General features: G+C 53.2%; 9 protein-coding genes. 3 read left to right on the top strand and 6 right to left on the bottom strand.

All coding sequences use genetic code 11. The features are described 5' to 3' along the window. Nucleotides 1-501 (bottom strand): hypothetical protein (locus ADICEAN_RS19250; protein WP_040398341.1); only part of this gene is annotated, 501 nt, incomplete at its 3' end. 216 nt (nt 502-717) lie between these two features. Continuing rightward, nucleotides 718-1,341: a hypothetical protein gene (locus ADICEAN_RS19245; protein WP_009197333.1), complete on the bottom strand. Its 624-nt coding sequence runs from the start codon at nt 1,339-1,341 to the stop codon at nt 718-720. A 372-nt stretch (nt 1,342-1,713) separates the two neighbouring features. Here ADICEAN_RS19245 and ADICEAN_RS19240 point away from each other — a divergent pair, with 372 nt between their 5' ends. Beyond that, the gene (locus tag ADICEAN_RS19240) at nt 1,714-4,692 is read left to right on the top strand and encodes an AsmA-like C-terminal region-containing protein (RefSeq protein ID WP_009197332.1); all 2,979 of its coding nucleotides are present in this window, start codon (nt 1,714-1,716) and stop codon (nt 4,690-4,692) included. Between the two features lie 113 nt (nt 4,693-4,805). Here ADICEAN_RS19240 and ADICEAN_RS19235 read toward each other — a convergent pair whose 3' ends face one another. Beyond that, nucleotides 4,806-5,240 carry a hypothetical protein gene (locus ADICEAN_RS19235; protein ID WP_152426527.1) on the bottom strand — a complete coding sequence of 145 codons (435 nt, stop codon included), beginning with the start codon at nt 5,238-5,240 and terminating at the stop codon, nt 4,806-4,808. A gap of 162 nt (nt 5,241-5,402) precedes the next feature. On the opposite strand from ADICEAN_RS19235, the gene ADICEAN_RS19230 reads away from it, so the two are divergent. Continuing rightward, on the top strand, nt 5,403-5,969 hold the full coding sequence (locus ADICEAN_RS19230) for a DUF922 domain-containing protein (RefSeq protein ID WP_009197330.1): 567 nt from the start codon (nt 5,403-5,405) through the stop codon (nt 5,967-5,969). Nucleotides 5,970-6,149: 180 nt separating this feature from the next. Beyond that, complete coding sequence (locus ADICEAN_RS19225) at nt 6,150-6,584, top strand: OsmC family protein (protein ID WP_009197329.1); 435 nt, start codon at nt 6,150-6,152, stop codon at nt 6,582-6,584. Between the two features lie 59 nt (nt 6,585-6,643). Here ADICEAN_RS19225 and ADICEAN_RS19220 read toward each other — a convergent pair whose 3' ends face one another. The 3 genes from ADICEAN_RS19220 to ADICEAN_RS19210 form a co-directional block, all read right to left on the bottom strand. Then, on the bottom strand, nt 6,644-7,162 hold the full coding sequence (locus ADICEAN_RS19220; RefSeq protein ID WP_009197328.1) for a nuclear transport factor 2 family protein: 519 nt from the start codon (nt 7,160-7,162) through the stop codon (nt 6,644-6,646). 68 nt (nt 7,163-7,230) lie between these two features. Next, nucleotides 7,231-7,860, bottom strand: a complete 630-nt coding sequence (locus ADICEAN_RS21610) for a hypothetical protein (protein WP_009197327.1) — start codon at nt 7,858-7,860, stop codon at nt 7,231-7,233. A gap of 154 nt (nt 7,861-8,014) precedes the next feature. After that, on the bottom strand, nt 8,015-8,279 hold a 265-nt coding region (locus ADICEAN_RS19210), incomplete at its 5' end, for a DinB family protein (protein ID WP_316928543.1).

Here is an 8,279-nt window from a genome sequence, read left to right as displayed (position 1 = left end):
GTTGAAGTTGTAGCGGATGCCCAGTACCGGACCCAGAATAAAGCGACCAGAGCTATGATTGTAGATGTAATCATTGCCCCAGGCATCGTCATAATTCCAGGAATAGATCTCATAGCCCAGCAGCAGGGTGCCGTAGATATCGATCTTGGACTCATCGATGCTGGAATCGAACCACTCATTGATCTGTGGGGTGGCATGGAAGGTACCTCTTGCACCAAAAGAAACCACCGAGAAGCGATCGGTATAGCTGGCGCTCTTATAAGACCGGCTGAAGTAGCCCACATAGGGGCCAATGGCAAAGCGATCATCCAGGCTGTACTCCAGATTAGCCGTAAGGGGTACAAAGCCACCGCTATGGGAGCCATAGCCCCAGCCATAGCCAATCAGGCCAAAAGAGAAACCGGCATTAAACGTAAGGTCACCCCGGTTGTACTGGGCGTTGGCTCCATAGGCCATCATCAGAATGGCGCAAAAAAGCGTAAGGGTTGTAAGTTTTTTCATGGTGTTGAACAATGGTTATAGGGAAAAAATACTAGTCCGCAAAAGTAGTAATAGCACCAGACAAAGCAAGAAAAGCCTTAGTCCAATACTATTGTGTGCTGGAACTTTTATATAAGCGGTAAGAATAAGCGGAAAACCCAGGCATTTGAGTATATCAATAGCTGCGTCTCCTCTTTAAAAAAATGTTGCACAAGCCTGGCATGGGTACATGCCCTATCAGCAGCAGATACAGGGCTTACCGGCGGTACCTCGACTTAAGGCGAGCCGTAAGGCCGGCAGTAGCATAACCAAAGGCACCGCGCCCCCCCTCGGCAAAAATGCCAATCTTTTGTTTTTACCGGGGTAAAAACGGATGCCCAGCAGCGGACCAAACACAAGACCACCATCGGAAGCCTTGATCCCATCGTCTCTGTTGGGATCTTCAAAGCTCCAGCGGTAGAGTTCATAGCCAAGAATAAAGGTGGCATAGATATCAATGCGCTCCTCATCCAAGCCTGTATAAAAAAGATCGTTCAGCAGGTTTACGGCATGGTAGGTGCCCCGTGCGCCAAAGGAATATACCCCAAAACGATCTGTGAATCCGGGATTTTTGTACGATCGGCCAAAATATCCGATGTAAGGACCAAGCGCAAATTCATTGCTAAGGCCAAATTCAACATTTAGTGTCAGCGGCGGAATGCTGGAATGTTCCGCATATCCGTTGGAAGGATCCAGGTTGATCAGGAAAAAAGAAGTACCTGCATTTAAAATAATGTCTTTCTTCATATAACGCTGCGCCTGGGCCGGCAGCATCGCTAAGCATAATCCAACAAGCAGGGTAATCAGAGCAATTTTTTTCATGTTTCTGGGACTAACAAACGTACAGGAGATAGTATTTATAAAGGTAAAAAGAAAACTATTCCAATAAAGCAAAAAGCCGGAAGTTTTTGATTTTCAGGATAAATAGCTGTAAAACAGATCATTAACTAAAAATATTTCTTCCACTCAGTGGAGTAAATGTACGCATCGTACCGGCAAACTACCATTAAATGGGAAGACTTTTGCGGCTGGCTCCCGGCAGGCCCCAGGCAGCCAGCCCTGAATCTTTACCTATGAGGGGCTCAGGTAAGGAATGGATCAATAAAACATTTTCGGAATAATGCAATTTCTACTAGCTTGGCATGGTTCTTACTGTATATACCTGTAGACGGAAAATTTAGAGCGACAAACGACATGAAAAAAGTATTATTTATAGTAGCGGGTGTAGTTGGAGCGCTTCTTCTGCTCCTGATCCTGGTACCCCTGCTGTTCAAAGACAAGATTTTTGAGAAGGTAGATGAGCAGCTGGCAAAAAGCATTAATGCTGACGTACACTACAATCCGGATAAGATCAGCCTGAGCGTTCTGCGTAATTTTCCGCATGTAACCGCAGGCCTGGAAGACTTTAGCATTGTGGGCAAAGACCGCTTTGCCGGCGATACCCTTATTGCTGCCGATGAATTCAAAATAGTGCTGAACCTAAAGAGCGTACTCTTTGGGGATCAGATGCAGATACGGGCCATAGAGGTAGAAAAGCCGTTTATTCAGATACTGGTGCTGGAAGATGGCACCGCCAACTACGACATTGCCATTGAAGAAGAAACCCTGCCCGGGCAGGAAACTCCCGCAGCCGAGTTCAATGTGGGCATTCAGTACTGGCAGATCAACCAGGGACGCATTGTGTACGAAGACCGCAGCCTGCCCCTGCGCATGCTGCTGGAAGGAGTTACCCATAGCGGCAGCGGCGATTTTACCCAGGATATCTTTGATATGGAAACCCATACCGAAGCCCGGCGCGCCAGCATGGTGTACGATGGCATTCCCTATGTGACCAACAAGCACCTGGAGGCCGATGCCACCATCAGCATGAACCTGCCCGAGATGCGCTTTACCTTTAAGGACAACCTGCTGGAGCTAAACGATTTTGCCGTTCGCTTCGATGGCTGGCTGGCCATGCCAAACGACCCCATCGAATTCGATATGCAATTTGAAGCGCCCAAAAATACCTTCAAGAGCCTGCTGTCGCTGGTGCCAGGCATGTATAACGAACATTTTGAGAACCTGGAAGCCAGCGGCGAGGTGGCCTTTCAGGGCTACCTGAAGGGGGTATACAGCGAAACCAGCATGCCGGGCTACCGCGTGGCCCTGCAGGTAAATGACGGCCGCTTCCGCTACCCCGATCTGCCCGAAGAGGTAAAAGGGGTGAATGTGGATATGGTGGTAGAGGATAAGGCAGGCGACATGAAAGACCTGCACCTGCTGGTAAACCAGTTTAGCATGAACATGGGCAACAACCCGGTAAAAGGAACCCTCGAAACCCGCGGCCTGCAGCCCATGCAGGTAAAAGCCGATATAGATGCCCGGCTGAACCTGGCCGAGCTGGATAAGATCCTGAAGCTGGATACCATGGTGATGCGCGGCCTCTTTAGCCTCAACCTGAAAGCCGATGGGGTATACGACAGCCTGCAAAACCGCTTTCCGCGTACCAATGCCACCATGGCCCTGAAAGATGGCTACTTTAAAACCGCCAGCTACCCCATACCGGTGCAGGAGTTTAACTTCAACGGTACGGTGCTAAATGAAAACGGCAGCCTGGAGGCCACCGTGGTCAATATTCCTACCTTCTCCATGCTGGTAGACAAAGACCGCCTGCAGGGCCGCCTGCAGCTGCAGGACCTCAACGACTACCGCTGGGATGCCGCCCTGCAGGGCACCCTGGACCTTACCACCATTGGCAAGATCATTGAATTTGAAGACATGGAGCTGGCCGGCCGCATTATAGCCGATATCCAGACCAGGGGACGCATGAGCGCCCTGGATGCCGGCCGCTATGATGAGCTGCCCACCAGCGGTACCATGGCCGTGCAGGACTTTAAGTACAGCAGCAAAGACCTGCCCTATGATTTTCTGCTCAGTGCTGCCAACATGCGCTTTAACCCCCAGGCCATGGTGCTGGAAAGCTTTGCGGGTCAAATTGGCGATACCGACCTGCAGTTGACGGGTACCGTGCGTAACTACCTGGGCTATGCCCTTAAGGAAAACCAGACCCTCTACGGCGACCTGAAACTGGTAAGCAAGCGCGCCAACCTGAACCAGTGGATGACCGACGATGGCACCGTAGATACCACCGCAGCCGACTCTGGTCTGGAGCCCATAGAGATTCCGCAGAATATTGACATGAAGTTTCAGGCCACCATTGGCGAGGTGCTGTATGATAACCTTACCCTCTCCAACATGGTGGGGCAGCTGGTGGCCCAAAACGGCCAGTTGCGCATGGATGGCCTCAGCTTTCAGACCCTGGGCGGCAAGTTTGGCCTGAGCGGTCTGTATGACCCGCGGGAAATCAGCAAGCCCAAGTTCGACTTTGCCATTCGCATCGATCAGCTGAGCATACAGAAAGCCTTTCAGAACTTTGTGACCATTCAGCAACTAGCCCCCATTGCCGAGCGCATGGATGGCCTGTTTACTACCGACTTTAACCTCAGTGGTACCCTTACCCAGAGCATGATGCCCGATATGGCCAGCCTGAGCGGAAGTGGTTTTGTGAAGGTAATGCAGGCAACCCTTGAGAACTCGGCTGTGCTGCAAAAAGTAGCGCTGGCCACCAAGCTTACCGATAATCTGGGCGCCGAAGTGCTCAAGCTCAAGGATGTGCTCATGAAGGTAAAGGTAGCCGGGGGTGGTGTAAATGTAGAGCCCTTTGACTTTAACGTAGGCAATATCCCCATTACCCTTAGCGGCCGCCAGGGCTTTGATAAGAGCCTGAACTACCAGATGAAGCTGGAGGTGCCCTCCGGGGCTGTAGGACAGGCTGCCAACAATCTGCTGGCGCAATATGGTGTAGGCTCGGTGGTGGGAGATAAAATACCCCTTAACCTGGGCATTGGCGGTACGGCCACCAGCCCGCAGGTGCAAATTCTGGGGGTAGCCGGCGGCTCTGCAGGCCAGCCCAGCGTAACCGATGCCGCCAAAGATGTGGTGAAGCAGCAGGTAGATGCCCAGATTGACAATGCCAAGGAAGAGCTGGATGCCAAGCGCAAGGAAGCCGAAGCCCAGGCCCAGGCCGAACTGGATAAGCGCAAGGCTGAAGCCGAGGCCAAGGCCAAAGAAGAAGCCGAAAAACGGAAAAGGCCATACAGGACAGCATCAACAAGCGCGGCAAAGGCATCCTGAAGGATGTGTTTGGCGGTGGCGGTAACTAATGCCGGCCGGTACACTATAAACGAACAAGCGAGCCTCCTGCTGAAGGGGGCTCGCTTTTTTTATGGGGCGTTATAGGTATGGGCTTACTGGGTTACCAGTTTCCAGAGGAGCTTTTCCAGGCTGTTGTACAGCTTGTACAGCTGCAGCCTGATTTTTCTGTCCTGATACGTCTGCAGCAGCAGATAGGGAAGACTCAGGGGGGCGGAGATGAACAGGAGCGAAGTGTACAGATACGACCGGAAGGCTCCGCGGGAGCAGCCCTCTGCCAGTTTGCGCACATTTATGTAATACGCGCTTGGCTTGCTTAGGGCCGGCATGCGGGCAATGATGGGCATTATGCCCAGCTCATCGGTTTCCCGGGTGGTAAAATAGGCCTTTGCCTCTCCATACATCTTGTAAAATTCCGGGTACGATAGGCGGGGTTCTCCGTTCAGAAAGTTCAGTACCTCGGTCTTTAAGGCAACCAGATAGTCTATGGCAGTATCTTTATAGACGCTGCCGGCCTGCATAGCGATCATAATGAAAGTAGGGGGTCTGCTACGGTCAAGGCTTTCAAGATACTAAAAAAATTGAATTTTACCGCTTTTTATCAAAACGGCTCATGCTGCCAGAACCATTCTGTTTTAAGAATACGTTACCAACGTAGTGCAATTTTAGGCCTCCTTTTACGTATTTTCTATATGCAGCACCTTAAAACAAGCATAGCGGTCCTTTTGATGCTTATCCTGATGGCAGGCGCCGGCAGCGCACAGGCACAGGGCATGCTGGTATGGTCTGCCCAACTTCCCCTGCGCTGGTCGGACTTTACCGGCGCCCCCCAAAGCGGCGATGAAGCCTATGCGGCCGCCACCTATGCCGGTTTGGAGATGAGCATAGCCGATGTGGCCTTTTCCGGCCATGTTACCTATAGGGTGAAAGCAGTCTTTGACAGCAAGCGTTCCTGGGCCCACCCCCACCGCATGGACGAGTACGTACTGGCTCATGAGCAGCTCCATTTTGATATTGCCGAAGCCTATGCCCGGCGCCTGGAGCACAAGCTCAATTCCATGCGCCTGAAAGTAAAAGACAAAGAGGTGGCCAAAAAGCTCCTCTATCGCTACAACCAGGTGCAGCAGGAAGATCAGCAGCGCTACGATACCGAATGTGTGCATGGCCTTAACCGGGAAAAGCAGGCCGAGTGGCGCCAGCGCTTTGATCGGGAGCTGCGCATTACACGCCCGGCTGCCAGCATTGCCCAGGCAAAATAAATATCCTCTTGCAGGCTACTATACAGCTGCCGCAGGCTACCTTGTAAAGGGGTAGCCTTTTTTGTCGCTGTGCCTTGCCTACAGCCCCTGCCAAGGGGTATAGAAGGGCAGCCAGCGGCCAAAATGAGCATAACATTTTGCCCCCTTTCAATCTTTATCTAAAAAATTATCAGCACGCTTATGAAACGTACCGCCACTGCCAAATGGCAGGGAGGCCTCAAGCAGGGAAGAGGCCACCTCAACACCCAAAGTGGGGTTTTTACCGACCAGCCCTATAATTTCCGCATGCGTTTTGAAGATGAGAGTGGCGCAAGCGGTACCAATCCCGAAGAGCTTATAGCCGCAGCCCATGCCGGCTGTTTTACCATGGCCCTCAGCGGCAAGCTGGAAGCCGCAGGCTATACCATTGAGCAGCTGCAGACCGACTGCGAGATAGCCATGGACAAGGATGCCACCGGAGCCTACATCAAAACCAGCACGCTGCGGCTGTATGCCACGGTGCCCGGCATCGATAATGAAGACTTTCAGCGCATTGCCCATGATGCCAAGGCCAACTGTCCCATATCCCGCCTGCTTAACTGTGAGATAAAGCTGGAAACCGAACTGATGGGCTAAGCGCCATCAGCCAGCCCAGACATAAAGAAACCAGCGTTTTGGCGCTGGTTTCTTTGCTTTTATCGTTGAGGCTTTGCTTTCAGAGTAGAGTCAATCTGTACCACCACACGGTCTACCAGCGCATTGGGAATGGGAATGGTCAGGTTGTAGTGCTCCAGTTTCCATCCCCCGGCGGTGCGGATCAGCACCCCGCTGCCCCGGGAGGGACCCAGGTTGGGGGTGTCCAGTTCCTCATCAAACCAGGCCATTGTGCCCTCTGCAGAAAAGTACACCCAGCGGTTGTGGGGGGTAAAGGTCCAGGCCCTGCCCCTGTCAAAATAAGGCTTTGCCCAGGGCTTAAACTCGGCTACCGTCCAGCGTTCGCTGGCATCAGTACCCATAAAGATGGAGCTATCGCTATTGAAATGCCCAAAGTAGCGCTCAAAATCGGCCTCTGCGGCAGCTTGGTGCCAATCGTTCAGCACCTGGTCTACGGCGCTGCGGTCGGGGGCAGCAGAGGTGCGGGCATCGTTTGAATCGGAGGGGGTGCAGGCTGCAAAAACCAGCAACAGCACCAGCAGGCGAAGGGGGGTGGTCATGGAGAAAAGGGATATGGGGAGAAACCTACGCAAAACCGGCCGCTTTCGCAAATGAGCAGAAGGAGCGGTTAAGCGCTTGGACTCAGGTCAGTGGCTTTCCCTGGGGCAAGCTGGCTGCGCTGCCGCCACCGCATCCGCAGGGAATAGAGGCTGAGCCCCACAAAGCCCAGGCCCCCTGCCCCCAGCAGCCACTGGTACCAGCTGATGTAGGGCACCAGTACCACCCCCAGCATAAACACTGCAAAGCTGGCCCCCCATGCCCCATCCAGGCCGGGCTGGCGGCGCAGCGGAATACCTGTGGGCAGCTGCCGCGGATCATCGCCCAGCAGCAGACGCAGGCGGGGGTACTCATCTGCCAGCAGCGCAGCGTTCATGAGCAGCAGCACGGCTATGATGTAGGGGGTGCCTGCCCAGTTTTGCGAAACGGTAATCATGAAAATGTTGAGCAGCATGGGCACCAGCATAACAGCCCCCAGTGTGGCAAAGCGGCGGGTAAGCAGCAGCAGGCCTATTAGTACCTGTGAGATGGCAATAAAGCGGGCATACATGCCCAGCTGGTATTCTTCCAGCCGCTCAATAAGCCAGGTGGGTCCTATCCAGCCTATAAAGGGCATCAGCTTGCTCATGCCGGCCGTAAAAAAGGTCATGCCTAAAAACCAGCGGGTGCCGCTAATCCCAAATGCCCAAAGCTTTTTCATGGCAAATAAAATAGGCAAAATTCTCAAGAAGAGGGAGGGGTCTTTGACCATCGGAGATCTGGCCGGACGAGTGGCGCCACAGAAGGGTGCAGGGAGGCATGAGGCCCTATGGCCGGCAGCTGTGTCACTGGCCTGCTGCAGGAGTTATACAGCCCTAGTCCGGGCCTCCCGCACAAATGCAATATAATCGCTCACTGGGGGCTGTAATTTTTTCCTGCTGCATCAGGCTGGCCATCTGGCCCCGGTGGTGGGTGCCGTGGTTCACCATGTGCGTAATGATGTCGCCCAAGGGGGTGCGGAAAAGCTCACCCGCTGAATTCTGATAGGAGACCAGCCGCTTGAGGGCCCGGCTATCTGCTGCGGTGAGCAGGTTATTCCACTGCAAGGCATTCTCTTCCACTTTTTGCCGCAGCAGGGGG

The sequence above is a fragment of the Cesiribacter andamanensis AMV16 genome, assembly GCF_000348925.1.
Taxonomy (GTDB): domain Bacteria; phylum Bacteroidota; class Bacteroidia; order Cytophagales; family Cyclobacteriaceae; genus Cesiribacter; species Cesiribacter andamanensis.
The sequence above is the reverse complement of the archived record's forward strand: the minus strand, read 5'-3'. Positions and strand labels throughout refer to the sequence as shown.